Genomic DNA, 21,814 nt, shown 5'->3' on the forward strand with positions numbered 1-21,814 from the left:
TCATCCGAACTATTGTGTCTCAATGAGTTGGAATGAGGATTTCTATGTTTAGCGGACAGTAATATTATTTAATGCAACCTTGCATGAGAAAGAGGGCACAAAACCATTTAGAATCCCATTGGGAAAAGATAAAGGATTTCTCACTGCCATACAACACTGAGAAATCCCAATACCCGATTTGGGCTGAATAGAAAGAAAATATCTGTTATCTGTTTTTCAACAAATCGCGTATTTCGGTAAGTAGCTTTTCTTCGATTCCGGGCTCTGCCGGAGCTGCCGGTTCCTCTTTTTGTTTCTTCGCGATACTGTTCATTGCCCTAATCATGGAGAAGATACAGAGCGCGATGATAAAGAAGTCAATAACATTCTGCAAGAACATTCCATATTTCACTTCCGCATCACCTATCATGCAACTCAACCTTGAGAAGTCCACTCCTCCGGTGGCTATCCCAATGAGAGGCATGAGAATATCATCCACAAGGGAAGAAACTATCTTACCAAAAGCACCACCTATGATTACACCGACTGCCATGTCCATTACATTGCCACGGATGGCAAACTCTTTAAATTCTTTAAGAAAACTCATAACCACTAAATTTAAAATTATATGTTCATAAATTGCCAAAAATCTTGTCCTCTGCTCGCAACCGTGAGCTGAACGGAGGATATATTAAACTCTATTCTATTTAATAATGTTTAATACTATTTGCAATTGCAAATATAAGAATAATTTTGTATCTTTGCAGATGAAAGTATGAAAAAGTTTCATTCTTTCTTAAAGATTTTGGTTATCACATTATTCACTTTATAATAAAAAGTCAAATGATTAAAATTGGTATTAACGGATTTGGCCGCATCGGTCGTTTCGTGTTCCGCGCAAGCCTTGAAGAAGCAAACGCAAAAGACGTTGTTGTAGTAGGTATTAACGACCTCTGCCCAGTAGATTACCTCGCTTATATGTTGAAGTATGATACCATGCACGGTCAGTTCAATGGTACAATTGAAGCCAATGTAGAAAAATCTCAACTGATTGTCAATGGTAACGTTATCCGCGTAACCTCAGAACGCAATCCTGCCGATTTGAAATGGGATGAGATAGGCGCAGAATACGTTGTTGAATCAACCGGTCTGTTCCTAACTAAGGAAAAGTCACAAGCTCACATCGACGCCGGCGCCAAATACGTTGTCATGTCAGCTCCCTCAAAAGATGACACTCCAATGTTCGTATGCGGAGTAAATCATGACAAATATGAAAAGGGTACGAAATTCGTTTCTAACGCCTCTTGTACCACCAACTGTCTTGCTCCCATCGCTAAAGTGCTGAACGACAAATTCGGTATTGCCGATGGTTTGATGACCACCGTACACTCAACCACCGCAACACAAAAGACCGTTGACGGTCCATCCATGAAGGATTGGCGTGGCGGTCGCGCTGCTTCCGGGAATATCATTCCATCGTCCACAGGTGCAGCCAAAGCAGTGGGCAAAGTGATTCCCGAACTGAATGGAAAGCTCACAGGTATGTCCATGCGTGTTCCCACATTGGACGTATCAGTTGTTGACTTGACAGTGAACTTGAAGAAACCGGCTAAATACGAGGAAATCTGCGCAGCAATGAAAGCAGCTTCCGAAGGTGAACTGAAAGGTATCCTCGGATATACGGAAGAAGCAGTCGTTTCATCTGACTTCTTAGGCGATGCACGCACTTCTATCTTCGATGCGAAGGCCGGTATTGCACTCACCGACACATTCGTAAAGGTGGTATCTTGGTACGATAACGAAATCGGTTACTCTCACAAAGTGATTGACCTCATCAAGCACATGGCGAAAGTAAACGGCTGATTAAGTTAAGAATAAAACCTTATTAAAAAGTCATTCGGATGTTTGCCGAATGGCTTTTTTTTATTATATTTGTGCGGTAAATGGATAAGATATTAACCATAATAGGACCAACGGCAAGCGGTAAGACCTCATTTGCAGCGGCATTTGCAGCGGAAACAAACGCAGAAATTATTAGTGCCGACAGCCGACAAGTCTATAGAAGAATGGACATCGGAACAGGGAAGGATCTCAACGATTACATTGTGGATGGAAAGCAAATTCCTTATCACCTAATTGATATCGCGGAACCGGGAACAAAGTATAATCTGTTTCAATATCAACAGGACTTCCATGACGTCTATACCAAACTAATGAACGAAAATCGCCGAGCGATACTCTGTGGTGGAACAGGTTTGTATGTGGAAGCGATATTAAAAGGGTACGCCTTATCTCCCGTTCCTCAAAACCCCACCTTGAGAACGGAACTTGACAAAAAGCCCTTGGAAGAATTAGAACAAATCCTAAGAGAGTTAAAACGCAAGAACCACTCCACCATGCACAACCGCACGGATGTTGATACCACAAAAAGAGCCATCCGGGCAATAGAAATAGAAACTTACATGTTGGAACATCCCGTTGCCAATCGACAAGTCCCGGGAGTGAACAGCACCATCATAGGATTACAAATCAACCGCGACGAGCGACGAAGAAAGATAACCGAAAGATTAAAACAGCGACTGAACAATGGCATGATAGAAGAAATCAACGCCTTATTGAACTCCGGCATCCCAGCGGAAAATCTGATTTATTACGGTTTAGAATATAAATACGTAACTCGATATATCTTGGGAGAAATGAGTTACAACGATATGTTCTCTTCGCTGGAAACAGCCATCCATCAGTTTGCCAAACGACAAATGACATGGTTTCGGGGAATGGAACGACGAGGATTTACCATTCATTGGCTGGATGCTCTCTTGCCGATGCATGAGAAAATAAAAATCGCAAGGATGTTGCTAAACGATTAACACTTATACACCGCCTGTGCCTACAAGCGAAGTGCCTTTGGCAACATTCTTCCATAAATATAAAAGAAAATGGTAGATGAAAAGAAATGGGGCATCGTTTATTGTCCCAAAAACGGATTCTTCGGAGAATATCGCAAACGCAGGGAACATGTGGAGCGATGTCTCAAAGCCCACGAAATAGATTACGATATGGTGCAAAGCGAAAACACCCGGAGCGTGGACCGTCTCATCGGTATGTTCATTAATAATGGTTATAAGACTATTATCATTTTCGGGGGCGACTCGGCATTGAACGATGCCGTGAATTGTTTGATGCAACAAGATGTAACAATTCGTGAGAACATTGTCTTCGGACTTATTCCCAATGGCGTGATGAACGACTTTGCTCATTTCTGGGGATTTCGTGAGGATGACATTGATCAAACCATTGAATGGCTACAAAAAAGAAGGATTAGAAAGATTGATTTGGGGCACATCCGCTATAAAAATAGAAAAGGCGAACGATGCCATCGATATTTTCTTAATTGCATTAATATCGGACTGATAGCCACCATCATGAACCTTCGCCGACGCACTCGGCACATCCTCGGCTCGCGAAGCCTATCGTTTATTTTCTCTTTCATATTGCTGATTTTCCAACGCATGGACTATCGGATGCACATAAAAATCAACACAGATACAATTAAGCGAAAAATAACCACCGTTTGTATAGGCAACGCTTTGGGCTACGGACAGACGCCCAACGCTGTTCCCTACAACGGATTGCTTGACGTGTCAGTGGTTTATCACCCGGAGATGACTCAACTCTTTGAGGGGATTTACCTCTTCCTTAAAGGTAAGTTCTTAAATTACAAGAGTGTACATCCTTATAGAACTCAAGAAATGGAAATCCATGTTGAGCCACACACGATGGTAGGAATCGATGGCAGACTGATGGCAAATACTCCTGTAGGTCCTTTCATAATAACGGTGGAAAAAGAGGTGCTGAATTTCATCATACCGGATTAAACCGAGATAGAAAAAAATAAAAATAACATTAATATCGGAAAGCATCCTTTCTCTTTCATACTTATCAAACTATGCACAGAGACGAAAAGCATGGAAGAGAAATTGCTTAACCAATAAAAACTCTTCTCGCCACAAAAAATATAAGGAATCACCTATCAGTCTGCTTTGTTTTGCCAAAACATTGCGTTTCCAAAAGAATTAAAGCATACTTCTCATGCAATATGTATGACATACATGTTAAAAAAATATCAAGTGGACTATTTTCGGATAATTTTTCGTAACTTTGGAGTGTTGATGTAGATGATTAATATCTTGGTTTTAGCTCGCATAACTCTCCTGTTAGCATTCTAAGAATAATTAAACCTTAAAAGTAATATGGGGTACCTTAAATTTAACAAACCTCTGATGACCAATTTGCAGGACTCTCTTCCTCGCGAACTACTGAGAACCAACCGTTCAGGTGCTTATTCCTGTTCCACGATTGTTGATTGCAATACACGTAAGTATCATGGCTTGCTTGTTGTTCCCATTCCGGAACTTGACAATGAGAACCACGTATTGCTCAGCTCACTCGACCCAACTGTTATCCAACATGGAGCAGCTTTCAACCTCGGGCTACACCAATATCAAGGTGGTGGTTTCAGTCCCAAGGGACACAAATATATCCGGGAATTCAACTGCGACACCGTTCCCACCACTATCTATCGTGTAGGTGGGGTTTTGCTGAAAAAAGAAGTAGTATTTCAACACTATGAGGATCGCATCTTGATACGTTACACGCTCGAAGACTCGCACTCCCCCACTACTCTGCAATTCCGACCTTTTCTTGCGTTCAGAAGTGTAAGGGAATTCACCCATGAGAACGAAGTGGCAAATCGCGACTATCAGAACATAGACAATGGCATAGCAACTTGTATGTATGCAGGTTATCCATCACTCTACTTGCAATTTTCCAAAAAGAACGATTTTCATTTCGATCCCTATTGGTATCGCGGATTGAAATATTATAAAGAAGAGGAAAGAGGATATGCGTCAAACGAGGATTTATATATTCCCGGATATTTTGAAATGAGCATCCGAAAGGGAGAAAGCATCGTTTTTTCAGCTTCCACATCAAAGATAAAACCACTTACACTCAAAAGACTTTTCGACACAGAAGTGAAGTCGCGCAATCCGCGCGATAATTTCTTTCATTGTCTCGTAAATGCCGCTCACCAGTTCCATAACAGGAAAAAGAACGATGACCGCTACATTCTCGCAGGATACCCATGGTTTAAGTGCAGAGCACGCGATCAGTTCATCGCTCTTCCGGGGCTGACCTTGAGCATTGACGAGAGAAAATATTTTGAATTGGTCATGAAGCCGGCAGAACGCGGCCTACGAGAGTTTATGGAGGGAAAGTCCATATCTGTCTGCATCAGTGAAATTGAAAAGCCCGATGTACCGCTTTGGTGTATTTGGGCTATACAACAATATGCGAAAGAAGTTGGGAAAGAACGCTGCTTGAAACTCTATTTCAACCTCTTGAAAGATATTATAAAATTTATAGAAGAGGGGAAACATCCCAACTTGCGCCTCGATGAAAACGGATTGCTTTATGCCGATGGAAAAACGGAAGCCATAACATGGATGAACTCCACCGTAGAGGGTCGCCCGGTAACACCACGCTCAGGCTATATCGTGGAGTTTAACGCTTTATGGTATAACGACTTGATGTTTCTTTCCGCCATGGCGGATGAAAACAATAATCCGGAATTAGCTACACATTACAAAGAGCTTGCGATGAAGTCCGGACAGTCATTCGTACAAATCTTTCTAAATGACTATGGCTATCTTTATGATTATGTAGATGGGAATATGATGGATTGGAGTGTTCGTCCGAACATGATTTTAGCAGTAGCATTGGACTATTCTCCATTGGAACGAGAACAAAAAAAGAGCGTCTTGGACATATGCACACGCGAGTTGCTTACGCCAAAAGGATTGCGGACACTTTCCCCCAAAAGCGTAGGCTACAATCCCATGTACACCGGCACACAAACACAACGAGATTACGCTTATCATCAAGGCACTGTTTGGCCGTGGTTGGGAGGTTTTTATCTGGAGGCTTGTTTAAAGCTGCACAAACGCACACGCCTCAGCTTTGTGGAACGACAAATGGTAGGTTATGAGGACGAGGTGTTCCATCATTGTTTGGGTACGTTGCCCGAGCTGTTCGATGGCAACCCACCCTACCGTGGGCGTGGTGCCGTATCGTTTGCAGTGAATGTGGCAGAAGTACTGCGCACATTGGAGCTTCTTGAGAAGTACAAATATTAAAAGTAGGAGAAATCTGCATGAAAGTATTAATGTTCGGTTGGGAATATCCACCACATGTATATGGAGGGCTTGCTACCGCTAACTTCGGAATTTCACAAGGACTTCATGCGCAAGGTGACATTGAGACCATTCTCTGCCTGCCTCATCCCTTTGGTGATGAAGAACGAGACTATGCCAACATTGTCGCGATGAATTGTGTACCAATAGCCTATCGAGACTTACCCTACGATTATGTTCGAGAACGTGTGGGTAACATCATGCCTCCCGAACTCTATTATAAGCTGCGGGATAGCATCTATGACGATTTCAACTACATGAATGTCAACGATCTCGGAGCACTGGAATTTGCCGGTGGCTATCCGACTAATCTCCATGAGGAAATCAACAACTACTCAATTATCTCGGGAGTTGTGGCACGAGCCTTTGATTTCGACATTATTCACGCACACGACTGGCTGACTTACCCCGCGGGAATCCACGCAAAAAAAATATCCGGAAAGCCATTGTGTATCCACGTACACGCAACCGACTTCGATCGCTCACGCGGCAAGGTGAACCCCACCGTCTATGGGATAGAGAAGGATGGTATGGACAATGCCGATTGTATCATGTGTGTATCGGAATTGACACGTCAAACTGTCATCCACCAATATCATCAAGATCCAAGGAAAGTATTTACAGTGCACAATGCCGTCTATCCCCTACGGAGAGAAGTGGCAGAAATACCACGTCCATCCCACAAGGAGAGAGAAAAAGTTATAACCTTCCTTGGCAGACTGACCATGCAGAAAGGTCCGGAATATTTCGTTGAAGCTGCCAATTTGGTTTTGCATCGCACCGGCAACGTCCGTTTCTGCATGGCCGGATCCGGCGACATGATGGACCAAATGATTTATCTTGCTGCCGAGCGTGGCATTGCCGATCGTTTACATTTTCCCGGATTCATGCGTGGCAATCAGGTATATGAATGTTTAAAAGCCTCTGATGTTTACGTCATGCCATCGGTGAGCGAACCTTTCGGCATCTCTCCGCTCGAAGCCATGCAGTGTGGCACGCCAACGATCATCTCAAAACAAAGTGGTTGTGCCGAAATACTTCACAACTGCATCAAGGTGGATTATTGGGATGTCCACGCCATGGCAGATGCCATGTATTCCATCTGCCACAACGAGAGTCTCTTCAACTACCTCTCTGAGAAAGGAAAAGAGGAAGTGGATCAAATCACATGGGAGAAAGTGGGCGCATGGATTAGGAAATTATATCTGCGGACATTGGGCTGGCAATAATTTGAAAGTCGAAATTTCGTCAAACTAAAATAAAGAGCAATGAAAACAATTTGTCTATACTTCGAAATACATCAAATCATTCACCTTCGACGCTATCGTTTTTTTGATATCGGAACTGATCATTATTATTATGATGACTATGAAAATGAACGAGGAATCTCAGAAATAGCGGAACGAAGCTATATGCCCGCTCTTGAAACTCTGCATGAAATGATTAAAGAACATGGAAAGTTTTTTAAGGTGGCCTTTTCCTTGTCAGGGGTAGGCATAGAGAGCTTGGAACAATATGCGCCACAAGTACTCGAAAAACTCCAAGAGATGACAGAAACCGGGTGCGTAGAATTCCTCGCAGAGCCTTATTCACATGGTCTTTCCGCTCTTGGAAATGAAGAAAGTTTCAAATTGGAAGTGGAGCGACAAAGCAAGAAAATGCAGGAGTATTTCAACCAAAAGCCGAAAGTACTACGCAATTCTTCGCTTATCTATAGCGATGAAATTGGTCTTTTGGCATCGCAAATGGGGTTCAAAGCCATGCTGACAGAGGGCGCAAAGCACGTCCTTGGATGGAAAAGTCCACATTTCCTATACCATTGCGCACTGGCTCCAAAGCTCAAACTATTGCTGCGCGATGTAACGTTCAGCGACGATATCTCGCTCCGATTCAACAACTCAGAATGGGAAGGGTATCCACTGTTTGCCGATACCTATATTGACCGGATTGCAGCATTACCCGATGATCAGCAGATAGTAGGTATATTCATGAACCTCTCCGCATTGGGGATGGAACAACCACTTTCCAGCAATATTCTTGAATTTATCAAAGCACTTCCAGGCTGCGCAAAAAGGAAAAACATAGGTTTCTCCACCCCAACTGAAATCTGCATGAAGATGAAGAGCATCAGCGCATTAGACGTACCGGAAACGCTCAGCTGGATGGATGAGGAACGCGATGTAAGCACGTGGTTGGGAAATCCCATGCAGCGCGAGGCTTTCAACAAACTCTACAGCATTGCCGACAGAGTAAGGATTGTAAACGACCCACGTATCAATCAGGATTGGGATTATCTACAGGCAAGCAATAACTTCAGGGCAATGTCCACAAAACCAACTTTGGTGGGTATCAACAGAGGTATTTACAGTAGTCCTTTCGATGCTTTTACGAATTATATGAATATTCTTGGCGACTTCATCAACCGAGTAAAAAGCCTATACCCGGAAGAAGTGGATAATGAAGAACTCAACGGATTACTCACGACCATTCGGAATCAAGGCGAGGAATTGGAGATGAAGGAAAAAGAAATGAACCGATTGCAAAGCAAGGTAGAACGCCTTGAACAAGAAGCCACAGAGTTGCGTGAGCAATTATCCAAGCAAAAGAAATAGTATTCGACACACAAAAAATACAGATACGAAAAAGCACCTCCAAAGAAGGTGCTTTTTGCTTACAGATTGGTTAAAAACCATGTCCCGGTGGGATTTACGAGTTTACAAATTTCTTTCCGTTCCTAATGACAACGCCTTTATAATCCTTATTAACACGTTGCCCTGAAAGATTATACATCGGTGCATTGTCGTTGTTTGCACCAACTGTCAAAGTTTCAATACCGTCATCAATGCCCTTGTATGTCACAACGATTGAACGAAGTTGTGTATTGGCAGCCACATTGAGAGTTACTTCTTCCGCTTCTCCTTCCCAATTCTTAAAGTTATAAGTACCCTTCTGCTTATCAGTTACCGTGCCCTCCGGGCTAAAAGTGTTTCCCTTATTCCAATTAGAGTAATTAATGGCATAGAGAGCATTTACTATCTTTTTGCCTTCTGCCTTCAGCGTCAAGCTGCCACCATAAAGCCTTATCGAGGATTTCCAAAATCGATTGGCAGTCTTTGCTCCACTTGGAGTAACGGTGATGGTTACACCATCAATCGTCGCACTTTTTGTTTCAATGATATCACCATCATGACTGGTTCCCGTAGATTGTCCGGCTAAGTCAAATAATTTGTAGTTATCAGCCGGAACAAAGTTAAAAGTAACTTCCCCTGTCTGTGCAAATGCAAATGAACCAACTACTGCAAAAGCAGCGAGAAATGCGTAACGTAAAAGTTTATTCATACCTAACTTGTTTTAATTAATAAATAAATTCTTGTAATATATCATCACAAAGATAAGCATAATGTTTGAAAAACACAATAAGATTATAAAAATAATTCATGAAAAATTGCATCTTACTATAGTTTTTACGCCATTAAGTACATGATAAATGTTAAAATTAGTTTTTATCTTACGAAAAGTTTGGTGATATGATAATAACAATGTATATTTGTTACGTGTTTTTCATGAATTTGGCAATTTCCAAATTCTTTCTCGAGGTTGGTAGCTTCCTGCACCAACCTCTTTCTTTGCAATACGGATGATTGTTTCATACGTAAAATAGAGAATACAAATAGGCACTATCGAAATTTAACAAACCCAAATCGGTCATTGGGATTTCTCGGTGTTATATGGCAGTGAGAAATCCTTTATCTTTTCCCAATGGTGTCCTGAATGATGGTAAACAGACGTTTGACAGCGAACATTCGCCCCGACCAATACCACGAAATTATATTACAAAAACCGTATTGGGGACATACTTTGTAATCTGTTGATAATCAAGGTTCTATCAATTGCGATTTAAAAGCTTAGCTTTTGCACTCCAATTCATGACCTTTTGCATTGCAAAAGCTAAGCTTTTGGAAAGTGAAAGCTAAGCTTTGGATAAATGAATGAAGAATAATTAGGACATTATTGAACTTTTCCCATATAGCCGGGAAGGATTTACATTCATTATTTTATCAGCAGCTTATCGCTTCCGGCAGCCTTAAAGCTCATGTCCAATCCTTTCACGCTATGGGTTAGTGCACCGAAGGAGATAAAGTCCACCCCTGCTTTCGCATAAGGTATCATCGTTTCGAAGGTTATTCCACCGCTCGACTCCGTTTCGCAACGTCCGGCAACGATTTCCACCGCCTTGCGAGTGTCCTCAGGCGAGAAGTTGTCGAACATGATGCGGTCGCATCCTTCCTTCAAAGCCTCGTTCAGTTCTTTGAAGTTGCGCACCTCGCATTCTATCTTTAGTTCCTTCCCTTTCTCCTTACAATATTGTTTTGCGCGTGATATGGCATTATGCACACCACCACAAAAGTCGATATGATTGTCCTTGAGAAGAATCATGTCGAATAACCCTATGCGATGGTTCATGCCACCTCCTATCTTCACTGCTTCTTTTTCCAACATGCGCATTCCGGGCGTGGTCTTTCGAGTATCCAACACCCGGGTTTTGGTACCGGCATCGATAAGTGCCTGCTGGTACTTGTGCGTCATGGTGGCTATTCCGCTCATGCGCTGCAAGATATTCAGCATCAGTCGCTCGGTTTGCAACAGACTTTGCTCGCGTCCTTTCACGCTCATGACGATATCGCCCGGCTTTACGCACGCGCCGTCCTCAATATGAGTTGTTACTTTCAGGGTGGGATCAAACCGGTGAAATACTTTTTTCGCTATTTCCACTCCGGCAAAGATGCCTTCTTGCTTAATGAGCAGTTTGCTTTCGCCCACGGCATCGGCAGGAATACAACACAACGTGGTGTGGTCGCCATCGCCAATATCCTCACTGAAAGCGAGGTCGATGAGTTTGTCGTTCAGTTTTTCTATCGATAACATGATTACAGTCCTAATTGTTTAGAGATTTCAAGCATTTTATTGATGGGTCTTATAGCTTTCTCTGCTATTTCCGAATCAACCTCAATCGTTGGCCATTCATATTTCAGGCAGTTATACAATTTATGCAATGTAATGAGTTTCATAAAGTTACACTCATTACAAGCACAGGTGCTGTCGTCAGGTGGAGCAGGAATGAATGTTTTGTGAGGAGCCGACTTCTGCATCTCGTGCAGTATGCCGCTCTCGGTTGCCACGATAAACTCTGTCGCCGGATCGTTGATACTGAATTTCAGAAGAGCCGCCGTACTTCCCACCTTGTCTGCCATCTTTGCCAAAGGACCTTTGCATTCCGGATGAACCAATATCTTGGCATGGGGATGCTCGCTCTTCAGCTTCGCGATTTTTTCCACCGAGAATTTCTCGTGCACATGACATGCGCCGTTCCATAACAGCATATCACGTCCCGTCAGACTGTTGATATAACCGCCAAGGTTCTTGTCGGGACCAAAGATAATCGGAGTGTCCTTGGGGAACGACTCCACAATCTCACGCGCGTTTCCGCTGGTTACAACCACATCGGTCAGTGCCTTAATGGCGGCAGTTGTATTCACGTAACTGATAACGGTGTGGTTCGGATGTTCCTTTACGAAATGTTCAAACTCTTTAGCCGGACAACTTTCTGCCAATGAACATGAAGCATTCAGGTCGGGAACGAGCACTGTCTTATCAGGACACAATATTTTATTGGTTTCACCCATGAAGTGCACTCCGCACATCACGATGATGTCCGCATCGGTTGTTGCAGCCTTTTGCGCCAAAGCCAAACTGTCGCCAACAAAGTCAGCTAAGTCCTGCACCTCTCCTTCCGTGTAATAATGAGCCATGATTACGGCATTTTTCTCTTTACACATCCGGCGGATTTCAGCTTTTATGTCAATATTTTCCGGTATGGGTTCATCAACAAAACCCTTGTCAAGCCATTTCTTTTCTATCATATTTCATTTCTTGTTTTTGATGGATATGTTTCCTATGGATGATTTTTCTACGTCAGTTATTTGTTCCGCGTGAAAAGGATAATCAATGTTATAATGCAGACCGCGACTTTCCTTTCGTTCTATTGCCTGTCGGGTAATCAGGTAGCCTACGTTAATCATATTCCTCAGCTCACAGATATCCTTGGTGGCCTTCACCTGCTTAAAGAGTCGTTCGGTTTCCTCATACAAAAGGTCTAACCTGTCCCATGCCCGCTTAAGTCGCAGGTTACTGCGCACTATTCCCACGTAATTGCTCATAATCTCTCCTACCTCTCTCACACTCTGCGTAATGAGAACACGCTCCTCATTGGTCATCGTGCCATTATCGTCCCACTCCGGAACGGACGTATTGAAGTTGTATTCATCGATATGCCGCAGAGAATATTCCGCCGCCGACTTGGCATAGACCACTGCTTCTATCAGCGAATTACTTGCCAATCGATTTCCGCCATGCAAACCCGTGCAAGAGCATTCTCCAACCGCATAGAGTCGATGGATGGAGCTTTCTCCGTGCAAATCCACCTTAATGCCTCCGCACATATAATGCGCACTCGGGCAAACGGGGATATAATCTTTGGTCATGTCGATGCCAATGCTCAAGCACTTGGCGTAGATATGCGGAAAATGGTGTTTGGTTTCTTCGGCATCTTTATGGGTTACGTCCAAACAAACGTGATCCAACCCATGAATTTTCATTTCGCGGTCAATGGCACGTGCCACAATATCGCGTGGTGCCAACGAGAGCCGTTTATCATATTTCTGCATGAACTCCTCACCGTTAGGCAGTCGCAGCACACCACCATAGCCTCGCATCGCCTCGGTGATGAGGAATGCCGGACGTGTCTCTACCGGATTATAGAGTACGGTGGGATGAAACTGTACGAACTCCATTCCCTCCACCGTTCCTTTGGCGCGATAGACCATGGCTATGCCGTCTCCGGTGGCTATGTTGGGATTAGAGGTTGTGGCATACACCGCGCCCGTGCCTCCCGTTGCCATCAGCGTTACGCGACTCAAGAAAGTATCGATTTTCTGCGTGGCGGGATTCAAGATATATGCACCATAACATTCAATGTCGGGCGTTCGGCGCGTTACCTCAATGCCCAAATGATGCTGGGTAATGATTTCCACGGCATAATGATTTTCCAACACGGTGATGTTTTTATTCTTACGAACCGCCTCCATCAATCCGCGTTGTATTTCAAATCCCGTGTCGTCGGCATGATGAAGTATTCGGAACTCGCTGTGTCCGCCTTCCCGATGAAGGTCGTAATTGCCATCAGTGCGCTTATCAAGCTGCACCCCCCATTCCACCAAGTCCTTAATGGCAGCGGGCGCATTGCGCACAACGTGCTCAACGGCTTTGATATCCGAGATGTAATCACCGGCTACCATGGTGTCTTCTATATGTTTTTCAAAGTTATCTACTTTCAGGTTCGTAACGGAGGCTATTCCTCCTTGAGCCTTAGAGGTGTTGGTCTCGTCCAATGTGGTTTTACAGACGATAACCACTTTTCCCTTGCCACTGTTGGCAACCTTCAAGGCGTAAGTCATACCTGCCACACCTCCACCGATGATAAGGAAATCCGATTGGTGTATCATGATAATTATCAGTTTTTCGATATGATTGCAAAAGTAATAAAGTTTTCCGACAAACTCACACCAATTCACCTTTATTTATCTTTTGCTCAAAATAGCGAATGTCTTTATATGTTGTTGGAACGAAAAGATGGAAGAACAAAAAGAAAAGGGTTATCTCCCGACAACCCTCATTCCCATACAAAAACATTATGAAATAATTTTGTTTCTCGAACAAGATTCATTTAATAAATTCACATGATCGCCATCATGTTTTACAAAGTATCTTATGTTCACCTTACTATGCTTGCGACTTCTTGCATAAATGGCATTTGCGTTCGCAATAACGTTCGCACTGCACACCGATGTCATAGCCTAACATAGCACCCAATATAAAATCTTCCTCCGGAGAGAGTTGATTTAAGGGTTTGGTGACGAACAACCGGATTGCATCCAGACAGGCTTTACGCCCAAAGAACAAGTTTAATCGATCGTTTCCTACAGGACGAATGATATAAGGGATGTTTTGATGTTGAAGACGTTCCGTTACAAAAGGCTCATACTTCTTGTTGAACGTGTAAAGAACCATTTGCCGAATACCTTTCTTAAACTCGTAGATATGATTCATCAGCACCTTCATGTCAGCAGCCATCTCTCGCATACTCATTCCTGTGGATCTCCGTGTTAGTAATTTTTATATTTACAGCAATGGGCGTATCACTTCCAACCAAGCATCGATACGTTCATCGGTCTTGTCGTCCTCATTCACATCGTCCAAGGCAAGTCCAACGAACTGACCATCAATCACGGCATCGCTATCATCGAAAGTATAGCCGGCTGTCGATACTCCCGGCAGGATGGACGCGCCGGCTGCCGCATCATAAATTTCTTTCATGCCACTACAAAACGTGTCTGAATAGGATTCACTATCTCCACAACCGAAAATCGCCACGGTCTTGCCCGCAAGCTCGGCGGTTTTTAACACTTCTATACCGTCATACCAATCGTCCTGCAACTCCCCGGCTCCCCATGTGGAAGTACCGAGAATGAGATTATCATGATCGGCTACTGTTTCGGCAGTAAAATCGCTGACGTTGATCACCTCCGCTCCCAACTTCTCGCCGATTTTGTTGGCAATGTTCTCGCACATACCGGTGGAAGAACCATAAACAATAATTGTCTTTTTCATCTTCACTATCGCTTTAATTAGATTTTGTTTATTTTACGGTTGCAAAGGTAATTACTTTCCAAACGTACCACAATACCTAAAAATGATGGTTTTTATCATTCTCCCCCAAAACGATAAGAATCTTTCTATTCTTCAACTCTCAATTTACGTTTATATAATATAAGATATCAATGTTTACTAATTCTAACATCACCACATAGGATTCTTTTGTTAAATATTTTGATAATCCGGAACGGATTCTAAAAACTGATAGGAAAGCTGTTCATAGTCCATTTTGCAGATGTAGGTTTCTATTCCGTTGGAGACGATAAGGAAATCAACATGTAGTTTTAGGTTGTAGGTAGCAATCTGATGAAATGTCTTCTGTGTGATGGGGATATGAGGAGCTTTATATTCTATTATCATTTTAGGTTGGAGAAATTGATTGTACAAAATACTATCTGCCCTAATGTTTTTTCCACCAATTCGCAAAGTAACTTCGTTGGCAAGTAAGGCAGAGGGATAATTTTTGTGTTCGATAAGATAATGGATAAAATGCTGCCTTACCCATTCTTCAGGGGTTAATGCAACATATCGTCTGCGGAGAACATCAAAAATCTGCGTATGTCCTTGGCTGACTCGTGTCTTTATTTGATAAGGTGGAAGGTTTAGTGTATCCATAAAAATCTTTTTTATAAAATATAGTGTTTGGTGGTTTACCCAATTTAAAATCAAATGAAAATTTTGATATCTACCTTAATTCCATTATCTTTGCACCGGATAATCAAAAAACTTATATCTGATTGAGTATCAGATTAGAATGAAGGAGTTGCGGATTTATGGTAACGATTTAGCGAAAGTGCAAGTGCACTGATATTCTGTGATTTACTTCGCCTCACAACTCTGTATGCAAAGGTACACTTTTTATTCGGGTACTCCAAGGAATTGCTCATGTTTCTGTGTTTTGAGCGTGATTTCTTGACCTGCTTGTTACTGTTCTTCCGTAAAAGTGAGTTTTTCTGTAGGAAAGGCGTTGGCTGAAACGAGTTCAGACAACCTCTTTCCTACTATGGCATATCCGAAAGGAATGTCCGCTTTTGAAGCCTAAACTCTCGTTTAGACAATCGGCAAGCGGACAACCCTTTCATGGCTATGCGAGAGAGGTACTTTTACGGGGTCTTGCCGTTTTCTTCTTTTTGTCGTTCCTCTTGGCGCAAGTGAAACCGTGCTGATGATTCACCCTTACATGGTAAGGGTCGGTCATCGGCACTGGCGGCATGGCTGAAAGAAAGTCCGCATATCCGCATCAAACCGAGGGTTTGACGATGGATGTGCGGATTATCTTTCTTACGGCACAACCGCCTTTACCACTTGCGCCTTTTGTTTCTTGTTGAAAGCGGAATTGTAATAGGTACAGCCAACCACTTGCCGCTCACGGGTGAGCCACAAAAGGTTGTCCGTACCGCCGAAGCCTGAGAAGAATGTCCGTATGTGTCTGTCCGAACAAGTCGGATAGGCATATACGGACACACTTCTTTTGTGGGCTTCGGCTTGTTCACGCTTTCAAGCGAGTCTCCAAAGGTTACGCTGTTTATGTTTTCATGCAGTTTCGCATTTTGGAGATGTTCCATTCAATCTGCCTCTTGTTACGCTTACCTCCATTTTGCGACTTCCAGACGGCGCATCAGGTGGTCATTCTCGTTCGGCCGCAAAGGTAACTCCGGGATTTGTCGGAAAAGCAAGGTCAAGCCTCCTGTTTTGCGAGAAAAATCTCCAGCCCTACGGGTAGTATTTTTCCCGAAAAACCTTGCATTTCCGAATCCCTACCTTGATGGGGCAACCGAAACGAAAACGACCGATGCGACAGGAAGACGCATAAAAAAATGTCGGATAACCGAGAGGCAGATAAGAAGTTTTGAAACTCAACTCCCTCAGCTCTTGGATCCGCATATAAGAATTAAAAACAGAACAGACAATGACAGCAGCAATGGACATCAGACAGACGGCACATTATATGGCGGTGGCGATATGCACCCTCATCGTGCAGACGTTCCTTTGGATCATCGGCATCCTTTGGAGCGTCATCAGAGAGATTGTGAACGGAGTGTTCCGAGTGGTGATAAGCGTGATAGTGCTCATGCTCTCCCTCATCACCTTCTTCGGGCTTCTCCTTTGGTTACTCACCCTTTAACACCCTACGGCAATGGCAAAGAGAACATGCAAGACGGCAGCGCAGCAGTGCAGGTACTACGAGGTGGACAACATCTTCGAGTATATGGTGGAAACCTACATCAACGGCAACCACAGCACGTTTAGCGAGTTGTACCACGAACTGAACAAGGAGGCACGGCAGGACTTCGTGGAGTTCCTTTTCAACGAGGTCAATCCGCAGTACCACAGAGAGATTATCAAGCGAATGTTATAACCCCTATAAACTGACAGCGATATGAACAGAACGACAGAGAAGATACCCACATGGAGTTTGTGCTACCTCATCAATGGCGATGCAACGGCACTGACAGATGATGAAATCCGAATGGTGGACGAGTGGGTCAGCCAATGGCAGGTGGAAATCGTTTCGCCCCTCATGGACGAGGACGGCAGCACGCACCCCTACTTCAGCCACTACCCCCTCTTTGGACTGCCCACCGAGGTGGAGGACTGCGAGATACTTTACAAGAACGATAACCTATAAAACAGCAAGCGACATGAAAGGAACAGACCATTTCAAGAGAACGATACAGATGTACTTGGAGCAGCGTGCAGCGGAGGACGAACTCTTCGCCAAGAACTACCACAACCCTGCCAAGAACATCGACGACTGCATCACCTACATTCTGAACTACGTGCAGAAGAGCGGCTGCAACGGCTTTTCGGACGGAGAGATTTACGGACAAGCCGTACACTACTATGACGAGAACGAGATAGAGGTAGGCAAACCCCTGCAATGTCAGATAGCCGTGAACCACGTGGTGGAACTCACCGCAGAGGAGAAGGCGGAAGCACGTCAGCGAGCCATCCGCCAATACCAAGACGAGGAACTGCGCAAGATGCAGAACCGACAGAGAGCAAGGGCAGCCAAGCCACAGAAACCCCAAGTTGAACCCTCCTTATTCGATTTTGAAGTATGAGACCGAGAAACAAGTTTGAGAAAGCGGTGCTTGCCGAGAGCAGGTACCTGCGCCCCATCAGCAAACGACAACTGAAATGGGCATTCCGTGAATGTGTGGACCACTATGCCTACCGGCTACCCAAGGGACGCACCACCTGCATGGACTGCGGACACACATGGCAGACAGACGGCACAGCACGCACCTGCATCTGCCCCCACTGCAAGGCACGCCTGCAGGTGAAGAACACCTTGGAGCGCAAGTTGCAGCAGAAGCAGTATTTCACCCTACTCACCACCTGCGGAGAGTGTCAAGTGCTACGCATGTACCTCCTCATCGTGGAAATGGAGAAAGGCTGCAAGGCGACTCCTACTGCCCTTGAGATAGGCGGCTATTGGTGGAACAAGCAGGGCAAGCGCACCATCGTAGCCATACAGCGCACGTTGGGCAGATACATTGACACCTTCACCTTTGCCTCACCCATGGCAATCCGTGGTGACAACCTTGCCTACCAGCATATCGCCCACATGCCCCTCTGCCCCGAATACAAGGCGGTGGACGAGCTGCGCAGGAACGGCTTCCGTGGCGACTTCCACGACATCGTACCCACAAAACTTATTCCTGCACTCTTGTCTGACAGCCGTGCGGAAACGCTGATAAAGGCAGGGCAACACCCCATGCTGCGCCACTACCTCAACTCCTCCTGCAACATCGAAAACTATTGGGCATCCGTGAAAATCTGCATCCGCAACGGCTACACCATTCCCGACGGCTCTCTATGGTGCGACACGATAGACCTCCTGCGCCACTTCGGCAAGGACATCCGTCAGCCGAAGTACGTCTGCCCGACCGACCTCAAAGCCCTCCACGACAAGTTGGCCGCAAAGAGGCAGGAGCAGTTGCAACGCGAGCGGACAGCGGAGGAACGAGAGCAGGCTATCAAGGACGAGAAGAAGTTCCTCAAAGAGAAAGGCATGTTCTTCGGACTTGTGTTTGCCGATGAACTCATCTCCGTCAAGGTAATAGAGAGCGTAGAGGAAATGATATTGGAGGGCAAGGCGATGCACCACTGCGTAGGCACGTACTACAAGCGAGCCGACTCCCTCATACTCTCCGCCACCATTGACGGCAAGCGCATCGAGACGATAGAGGTGTCGCTGAAGACCCTCCAAGTGATTCAGAGCCGAGGCGTGTGCAATGCCAACACCGAGTATCACGACCGCATCATCAATCTTGTAAACAACAACATCAACCTTATCCGTCAGCGGATGAAGGCAGCGTAATAGAAACGATTATGACTACACAAATGACCATCAACGGACTCAGTACCTGCACAGCGGCAGGTACTGAGAAGTACGAGAAATATCAATCGGGTATCGGCAGACGCAAGCGTACCCTCGTGCAATTCGACTACCGCCACACGGACGGAGAACTTTTCTCCTGCGTAAAGCCCACGTTGGACGAGTGCCGACAGAAACGTGACGAGTGGCTGAAAAGGAAGGAGGACAGACTATGAGCGAAGCCTATCAAACACTGATTGTCAAGTTCAATGAGCCAATCACAACATTGGACGGAATGTTTGACGATGCCGAAGCATGGGGAGTGTCCACCTTGAAAGAGTGGATAGACAACTACGAGAGCAGCCGTTTCACCGCCATTGACCGCCATACGGCAGTCATCACGAGCGAGTACAACATGGAATGTCTGAAAGAGTGGTTGGAGAAGTACACATCTATCACTGAGAAATTAGAGTATTGAGAAATTCACTTGCGTTTAGGCGGTGTCCGCACCGCCTAAACCTAAAACCAAAAGGCAATGAATACGATAGCACGGACTATATTGGAGCAGATAGGCGGCAAGCGTTTTGCCGTCATGACAGGCAGCAGGGATTTTGTGGATATGGGCAACGGACTGCGCATGAGCCTTGCGAGGAACAAGACCAGTGCCAACCGCCTTGACATCATCTATGATGCAGGGACTGACCTCTACAACATGCGTTTTTTCCGCAAGACGTTCAGCAAGAAGACCTTCGAGAGCAAGGCAATGGACGTAGAAGTACATGAAGGCATCTTCTTCGATATGTTGGAAGAGGTCTTTACGCAAGTGACGGGACTCTATACGCACTTTTGATATGTGGGCGGCGTAAGCCGCCTACTTTCTTTCATGAGCAGGGCAAGCGGAAAAGAAAGTAGCAAAGAAACCTTTGTGCCAATCTACGATCGTATTCACAAAAACAAATTTTAATCATGGAAACAATCAGACAGAACGAAAAAATCATCTTGCACAGCAATGACGGAATAAGCATAAAGATGATTTTCAGAAACCTCACGGTCAGAAATTTTCAAGATCAGGAATATGTGGAATATATCCGGCATATCGCAATCAGGGACATGGGATTCTCTCCCGGCATTATCGAGCATTGCAAGGATGATGAGGTAATCGGTAAAGGAACAATCCCGAATGTATGAAAACTAAAACTCCGATGAAGCCGTAACTTCATCGGAGTTTTAGTTTTATTCAATTATTACACATTCTCTACAAAAGGCATCCTCGTTGATTAATAGTTGCAAAACTCTTCGAAAATTATTCATCTCATTCTCTTCGGCAAGTTCTTGTTCGATTTTCTTCCCTATATGTCCTACACGGAAATACATGTCGATTGCCTTGTCTATACCCGTTAAAATAGTTGGCATATCATAGATTTCTAAAGAATCGTCACCATCTTTTGTCGCAAAATGAATAGGGTAACTTCTTTGTTTTGTGTCAATCTTAGTCTCTTTTAACCCCAATTTCTTGTAATACAACATCGCACTCTTTTTAATATCTGCATCAAGAGAGTTCGGCATCACAATTTTTAAGATACCCTTGTCGTATTTGATGCCGTCAATCTCCAATCCAGGCGTGTTTTCTGTAAGCCATTCTGCTGCAAGTTTTACAAATCCTTCAAAATAAGAAATTGCTAAAACGGTTGATGGCAAGAGTCCTAAATGCCCAAGATTAATATTTTCGTCAATTTGTTTTTTTAATTTAGCCAAACCTATTTCCAGTGAATCTGTAGCTACTTTATTTCCCTCTGCATCAAATTTCACTTCATACCGTGTGTTAGTTATACCTAACAAATCGGTAGGTATTTTTGCTTCTTGTTGAGCTATTACAAATGCTCGATCCAATCCTACACGACCAAGGAAAAGACCATATTCAAATAAGACATTATCACGGGCTGATTCAAAATGTGTATCTCTGACAATAAGTTCGTCATCAGCAGAAAATACCATAAAACCGAAATCAAATAGACTGGCAGATTTAACCAATGTTTCTAAAAAAGATTCATTGTTCTTAAAGATATTGTCAGTCCAAAGATAACAATCGTAATTCTCCTTAAAAAAGTCTTTAACTCGTTTAGCTACGTCAAGACCTTCGCTTGACGAACCGATAAATATTCTTGGTTTCATATATTACCTAAATCCTTATTTATTTTATAAACTTCGTCTTCCAATACTTTTAATGCCGCAAGTTTTTCTGGCTTATCTTTAAAAACATATTCGTTTCCAACCACTGACTTCAGGTCATCTTGCTTGCCGTCATTCCATAAATGGAACATCGTATGCCACAAGATATAAACCAAATCCTTGTATTCTTTTTTATTACTGTCCGCTAAACATCCCACATTTTTTATGAATTAGGGCTGACACTTCTCACGAGGTATCAGCCCTTTTTGTTATCTTTGCTTTTGTTTCCAAACTCAGATAACATGGGCAAAAGTAC

General features: G+C 44.0%; 27 protein-coding genes. 15 read left to right on the top strand and 12 right to left on the bottom strand.

Annotated features, from left to right (window positions below):
- Positions 1–205 precede the first annotated feature (205 nt).
- Positions 206–586 (bottom strand): large-conductance mechanosensitive channel protein MscL, encoded by a 381-nt coding sequence (gene mscL, locus ETF27_RS08735; RefSeq protein ID WP_130829503.1) that lies wholly within the window; start codon positions 584–586, stop codon positions 206–208.
- Positions 587–822: 236 nt separating this feature from the next.
- Between mscL and gap the strand changes: the two genes are divergently transcribed.
- From gap to ETF27_RS08765, 6 genes are all read left to right on the top strand, one after another.
- The gene (gene gap, locus ETF27_RS08740; RefSeq protein ID WP_130829504.1) at positions 823–1,842 is read left to right on the top strand and encodes a type I glyceraldehyde-3-phosphate dehydrogenase; all 1,020 of its coding nucleotides are present in this window, start codon (positions 823–825) and stop codon (positions 1,840–1,842) included.
- Positions 1,843–1,922: 80 nt separating this feature from the next.
- Positions 1,923–2,849 carry a tRNA (adenosine(37)-N6)-dimethylallyltransferase MiaA gene (gene miaA, locus ETF27_RS08745; RefSeq protein WP_130829505.1) on the top strand — a complete coding sequence of 309 codons (927 nt, stop codon included), beginning with the start codon at positions 1,923–1,925 and terminating at the stop codon, positions 2,847–2,849.
- 69 nt (positions 2,850–2,918) lie between these two features.
- Positions 2,919–3,857: a diacylglycerol/lipid kinase family protein gene (locus ETF27_RS08750; RefSeq protein WP_130829506.1), complete on the top strand. Its 939-nt coding sequence runs from the start codon at positions 2,919–2,921 to the stop codon at positions 3,855–3,857.
- A gap of 375 nt (positions 3,858–4,232) precedes the next feature.
- The gene (locus ETF27_RS08755; RefSeq protein ID WP_130829507.1) at positions 4,233–6,176 is read left to right on the top strand and encodes a glycogen debranching enzyme N-terminal domain-containing protein; all 1,944 of its coding nucleotides are present in this window, start codon (positions 4,233–4,235) and stop codon (positions 6,174–6,176) included.
- A 17-nt stretch (positions 6,177–6,193) separates the two neighbouring features.
- Complete coding sequence (locus tag ETF27_RS08760; RefSeq protein ID WP_130829508.1) at positions 6,194–7,462, top strand: glycosyltransferase family 4 protein; 1,269 nt, start codon at positions 6,194–6,196, stop codon at positions 7,460–7,462.
- A 39-nt stretch (positions 7,463–7,501) separates the two neighbouring features.
- Positions 7,502–8,845 carry a glycoside hydrolase family 57 protein gene (locus ETF27_RS08765; RefSeq protein WP_147785726.1) on the top strand — a complete coding sequence of 448 codons (1,344 nt, stop codon included), beginning with the start codon at positions 7,502–7,504 and terminating at the stop codon, positions 8,843–8,845.
- Positions 8,846–8,939: 94 nt separating this feature from the next.
- On the opposite strand, the gene ETF27_RS08770 is transcribed toward ETF27_RS08765, so the two are convergent.
- The 9 genes from ETF27_RS08770 to ETF27_RS08810 form a co-directional block, all read right to left on the bottom strand.
- Positions 8,940–9,572 (bottom strand): hypothetical protein, encoded by a 633-nt coding sequence (locus ETF27_RS08770; protein WP_130829510.1) that lies wholly within the window; start codon positions 9,570–9,572, stop codon positions 8,940–8,942.
- Between the two features lie 711 nt (positions 9,573–10,283).
- Positions 10,284–11,159 carry a carboxylating nicotinate-nucleotide diphosphorylase gene (gene nadC, locus ETF27_RS08775; protein ID WP_130829511.1) on the bottom strand — a complete coding sequence of 292 codons (876 nt, stop codon included), beginning with the start codon at positions 11,157–11,159 and terminating at the stop codon, positions 10,284–10,286.
- A gap of 2 nt (positions 11,160–11,161) precedes the next feature.
- Complete coding sequence (gene nadA / locus ETF27_RS08780) at positions 11,162–12,154, bottom strand: quinolinate synthase NadA (RefSeq protein WP_130829512.1); 993 nt, start codon at positions 12,152–12,154, stop codon at positions 11,162–11,164.
- A 3-nt stretch (positions 12,155–12,157) separates the two neighbouring features.
- Positions 12,158–13,795 (bottom strand): L-aspartate oxidase, encoded by a 1,638-nt coding sequence (gene nadB / locus ETF27_RS08785; protein WP_130829513.1) that lies wholly within the window; start codon positions 13,793–13,795, stop codon positions 12,158–12,160.
- 277 nt (positions 13,796–14,072) lie between these two features.
- Positions 14,073–14,432 carry a DUF2023 family protein gene (locus ETF27_RS08790; RefSeq protein ID WP_181951330.1) on the bottom strand — a complete coding sequence of 120 codons (360 nt, stop codon included), beginning with the start codon at positions 14,430–14,432 and terminating at the stop codon, positions 14,073–14,075.
- Between the two features lie 39 nt (positions 14,433–14,471).
- Positions 14,472–14,960, bottom strand: coding sequence for a flavodoxin FldA (gene fldA / locus ETF27_RS08795; protein ID WP_130829514.1), 489 nt, complete (start codon positions 14,958–14,960; stop codon positions 14,472–14,474).
- Positions 14,961–15,170: 210 nt separating this feature from the next.
- The gene (locus ETF27_RS08800) at positions 15,171–15,620 is read right to left on the bottom strand and encodes a type I restriction enzyme HsdR N-terminal domain-containing protein (RefSeq protein WP_130829515.1); all 450 of its coding nucleotides are present in this window, start codon (positions 15,618–15,620) and stop codon (positions 15,171–15,173) included.
- A 488-nt stretch (positions 15,621–16,108) separates the two neighbouring features.
- On the bottom strand, positions 16,109–16,297 hold the full coding sequence (locus ETF27_RS08805; protein WP_147785727.1) for a hypothetical protein: 189 nt from the start codon (positions 16,295–16,297) through the stop codon (positions 16,109–16,111).
- A gap of 6 nt (positions 16,298–16,303) precedes the next feature.
- Complete coding sequence (locus ETF27_RS08810) at positions 16,304–16,570, bottom strand: hypothetical protein (RefSeq protein WP_147785728.1); 267 nt, start codon at positions 16,568–16,570, stop codon at positions 16,304–16,306.
- Positions 16,571–16,914: 344 nt separating this feature from the next.
- On the opposite strand from ETF27_RS08810, the gene ETF27_RS08815 reads away from it, so the two are divergent.
- The 9 genes from ETF27_RS08815 to ETF27_RS08855 all read left to right on the top strand — a co-directional run bounded on the left by ETF27_RS08815 (position 16,915) and on the right by ETF27_RS08855 (position 20,517).
- Positions 16,915–17,130 (top strand): hypothetical protein, encoded by a 216-nt coding sequence (locus ETF27_RS08815; protein ID WP_081697686.1) that lies wholly within the window; start codon positions 16,915–16,917, stop codon positions 17,128–17,130.
- A gap of 12 nt (positions 17,131–17,142) precedes the next feature.
- Entirely contained in the window at positions 17,143–17,364 is a 222-nt protein-coding gene (locus tag ETF27_RS08820) for a hypothetical protein (protein ID WP_081697685.1), read from the top strand.
- Between the two features lie 21 nt (positions 17,365–17,385).
- Positions 17,386–17,634, top strand: coding sequence for a DUF6926 domain-containing protein (locus tag ETF27_RS08825; RefSeq protein ID WP_021824975.1), 249 nt, complete (start codon positions 17,386–17,388; stop codon positions 17,632–17,634).
- A 13-nt stretch (positions 17,635–17,647) separates the two neighbouring features.
- A complete protein-coding gene (locus ETF27_RS08830) occupies positions 17,648–18,070 on the top strand; it encodes a PcfK-like family protein (protein ID WP_021825151.1) in 423 nt (140 codons plus the stop codon).
- Complete coding sequence (locus ETF27_RS08835; protein WP_021825074.1) at positions 18,067–19,332, top strand: PcfJ domain-containing protein; 1,266 nt, start codon at positions 18,067–18,069, stop codon at positions 19,330–19,332. The genes ETF27_RS08830 and ETF27_RS08835 overlap by 4 nt, the downstream gene beginning before the upstream one ends.
- An 11-nt stretch (positions 19,333–19,343) precedes the next feature.
- Positions 19,344–19,565, top strand: a complete 222-nt coding sequence (locus ETF27_RS08840) for a DUF3873 domain-containing protein (RefSeq protein ID WP_081697684.1) — start codon at positions 19,344–19,346, stop codon at positions 19,563–19,565.
- A complete protein-coding gene (locus tag ETF27_RS08845; RefSeq protein ID WP_052026738.1) occupies positions 19,562–19,807 on the top strand; it encodes a DUF6956 domain-containing protein in 246 nt (81 codons plus the stop codon). Before ETF27_RS08840 ends, ETF27_RS08845 begins: the two co-directional genes overlap by 4 nt.
- Before the next feature lie 57 nt (positions 19,808–19,864).
- Positions 19,865–20,179, top strand: a complete 315-nt coding sequence (locus ETF27_RS08850; RefSeq protein WP_036906452.1) for a hypothetical protein — start codon at positions 19,865–19,867, stop codon at positions 20,177–20,179.
- A 116-nt stretch (positions 20,180–20,295) separates the two neighbouring features.
- A complete protein-coding gene (locus ETF27_RS08855; RefSeq protein ID WP_036906450.1) occupies positions 20,296–20,517 on the top strand; it encodes a DUF7688 family protein in 222 nt (73 codons plus the stop codon).
- Between the two features lie 45 nt (positions 20,518–20,562).
- Here ETF27_RS08855 and cap12 read toward each other — a convergent pair whose 3' ends face one another.
- Together cap12 and ETF27_RS08865 are read right to left on the bottom strand one after the other, a co-directional pair.
- Positions 20,563–21,501 carry a CBASS system CD-NTase-associated NAD(+) hydrolase Cap12 gene (gene cap12 / locus ETF27_RS08860; protein ID WP_021824954.1) on the bottom strand — a complete coding sequence of 313 codons (939 nt, stop codon included), beginning with the start codon at positions 21,499–21,501 and terminating at the stop codon, positions 20,563–20,565.
- Positions 21,498–21,716 carry a hypothetical protein gene (locus ETF27_RS08865; protein ID WP_240048164.1) on the bottom strand — a complete coding sequence of 73 codons (219 nt, stop codon included), beginning with the start codon at positions 21,714–21,716 and terminating at the stop codon, positions 21,498–21,500. The genes cap12 and ETF27_RS08865 overlap by 4 nt, the downstream gene beginning before the upstream one ends.
- Between the last annotated feature and the right edge of the window lie 98 nt (positions 21,717–21,814).

The sequence above is a fragment of the Prevotella brunnea genome (assembly GCF_008016795.1).
Taxonomy (GTDB): Bacteria; Bacteroidota; Bacteroidia; order Bacteroidales; family Bacteroidaceae; genus Prevotella; species Prevotella brunnea.

What these genes read in the sequence shown, in the direction of transcription:
- ETF27_RS08810 (WP_147785728.1), bottom strand. Translation starts at nt 16,570, where the DNA reads ATGGAACATCTCCAAAATGCGAAACTGCATGAAAACATAAACAGCGTA.
- ETF27_RS08855 (WP_036906450.1), top strand. Translation starts at nt 20,296, where the DNA reads ATGGAAACAATCAGACAGAACGAAAAAATCATCTTGCACAGCAATGAC.
- ETF27_RS08830 (WP_021825151.1), top strand. Translation starts at nt 17,648, where the DNA reads ATGAAAGGAACAGACCATTTCAAGAGAACGATACAGATGTACTTGGAG.
- ETF27_RS08850 (WP_036906452.1), top strand. Translation starts at nt 19,865, where the DNA reads ATGAATACGATAGCACGGACTATATTGGAGCAGATAGGCGGCAAGCGT.
- ETF27_RS08845 (WP_052026738.1), top strand. Translation starts at nt 19,562, where the DNA reads ATGAGCGAAGCCTATCAAACACTGATTGTCAAGTTCAATGAGCCAATC.
- nadA (WP_130829512.1), bottom strand. Translation starts at nt 12,154, where the DNA reads ATGATAGAAAAGAAATGGCTTGACAAGGGTTTTGTTGATGAACCCATA.
- cap12 (WP_021824954.1), bottom strand. Translation starts at nt 21,501, where the DNA reads ATGAAACCAAGAATATTTATCGGTTCGTCAAGCGAAGGTCTTGACGTA.
- fldA (WP_130829514.1), bottom strand. Translation starts at nt 14,960, where the DNA reads ATGAAAAAGACAATTATTGTTTATGGTTCTTCCACCGGTATGTGCGAG.
- gap (WP_130829504.1), top strand. Translation starts at nt 823, where the DNA reads ATGATTAAAATTGGTATTAACGGATTTGGCCGCATCGGTCGTTTCGTG.
- ETF27_RS08760 (WP_130829508.1), top strand. Translation starts at nt 6,194, where the DNA reads ATGAAAGTATTAATGTTCGGTTGGGAATATCCACCACATGTATATGGA.
- ETF27_RS08765 (WP_147785726.1), top strand. Translation starts at nt 7,502, where the DNA reads ATGAAAACAATTTGTCTATACTTCGAAATACATCAAATCATTCACCTT.
- ETF27_RS08825 (WP_021824975.1), top strand. Translation starts at nt 17,386, where the DNA reads ATGAACAGAACGACAGAGAAGATACCCACATGGAGTTTGTGCTACCTC.
- ETF27_RS08755 (WP_130829507.1), top strand. Translation starts at nt 4,233, where the DNA reads ATGGGGTACCTTAAATTTAACAAACCTCTGATGACCAATTTGCAGGAC.
- ETF27_RS08820 (WP_081697685.1), top strand. Translation starts at nt 17,143, where the DNA reads ATGGCAAAGAGAACATGCAAGACGGCAGCGCAGCAGTGCAGGTACTAC.
- ETF27_RS08835 (WP_021825074.1), top strand. Translation starts at nt 18,067, where the DNA reads ATGAGACCGAGAAACAAGTTTGAGAAAGCGGTGCTTGCCGAGAGCAGG.
- nadC (WP_130829511.1), bottom strand. Translation starts at nt 11,159, where the DNA reads ATGTTATCGATAGAAAAACTGAACGACAAACTCATCGACCTCGCTTTC.
- ETF27_RS08840 (WP_081697684.1), top strand. Translation starts at nt 19,344, where the DNA reads ATGACTACACAAATGACCATCAACGGACTCAGTACCTGCACAGCGGCA.
- ETF27_RS08770 (WP_130829510.1), bottom strand. Translation starts at nt 9,572, where the DNA reads ATGAATAAACTTTTACGTTACGCATTTCTCGCTGCTTTTGCAGTAGTT.
- nadB (WP_130829513.1), bottom strand. Translation starts at nt 13,795, where the DNA reads ATGATACACCAATCGGATTTCCTTATCATCGGTGGAGGTGTGGCAGGT.
- ETF27_RS08800 (WP_130829515.1), bottom strand. Translation starts at nt 15,620, where the DNA reads ATGGATACACTAAACCTTCCACCTTATCAAATAAAGACACGAGTCAGC.
- ETF27_RS08750 (WP_130829506.1), top strand. Translation starts at nt 2,919, where the DNA reads ATGGTAGATGAAAAGAAATGGGGCATCGTTTATTGTCCCAAAAACGGA.
- ETF27_RS08790 (WP_181951330.1), bottom strand. Translation starts at nt 14,432, where the DNA reads ATGCGAGAGATGGCTGCTGACATGAAGGTGCTGATGAATCATATCTAC.
- ETF27_RS08815 (WP_081697686.1), top strand. Translation starts at nt 16,915, where the DNA reads ATGACAGCAGCAATGGACATCAGACAGACGGCACATTATATGGCGGTG.
- miaA (WP_130829505.1), top strand. Translation starts at nt 1,923, where the DNA reads ATGGATAAGATATTAACCATAATAGGACCAACGGCAAGCGGTAAGACC.
- mscL (WP_130829503.1), bottom strand. Translation starts at nt 586, where the DNA reads ATGAGTTTTCTTAAAGAATTTAAAGAGTTTGCCATCCGTGGCAATGTA.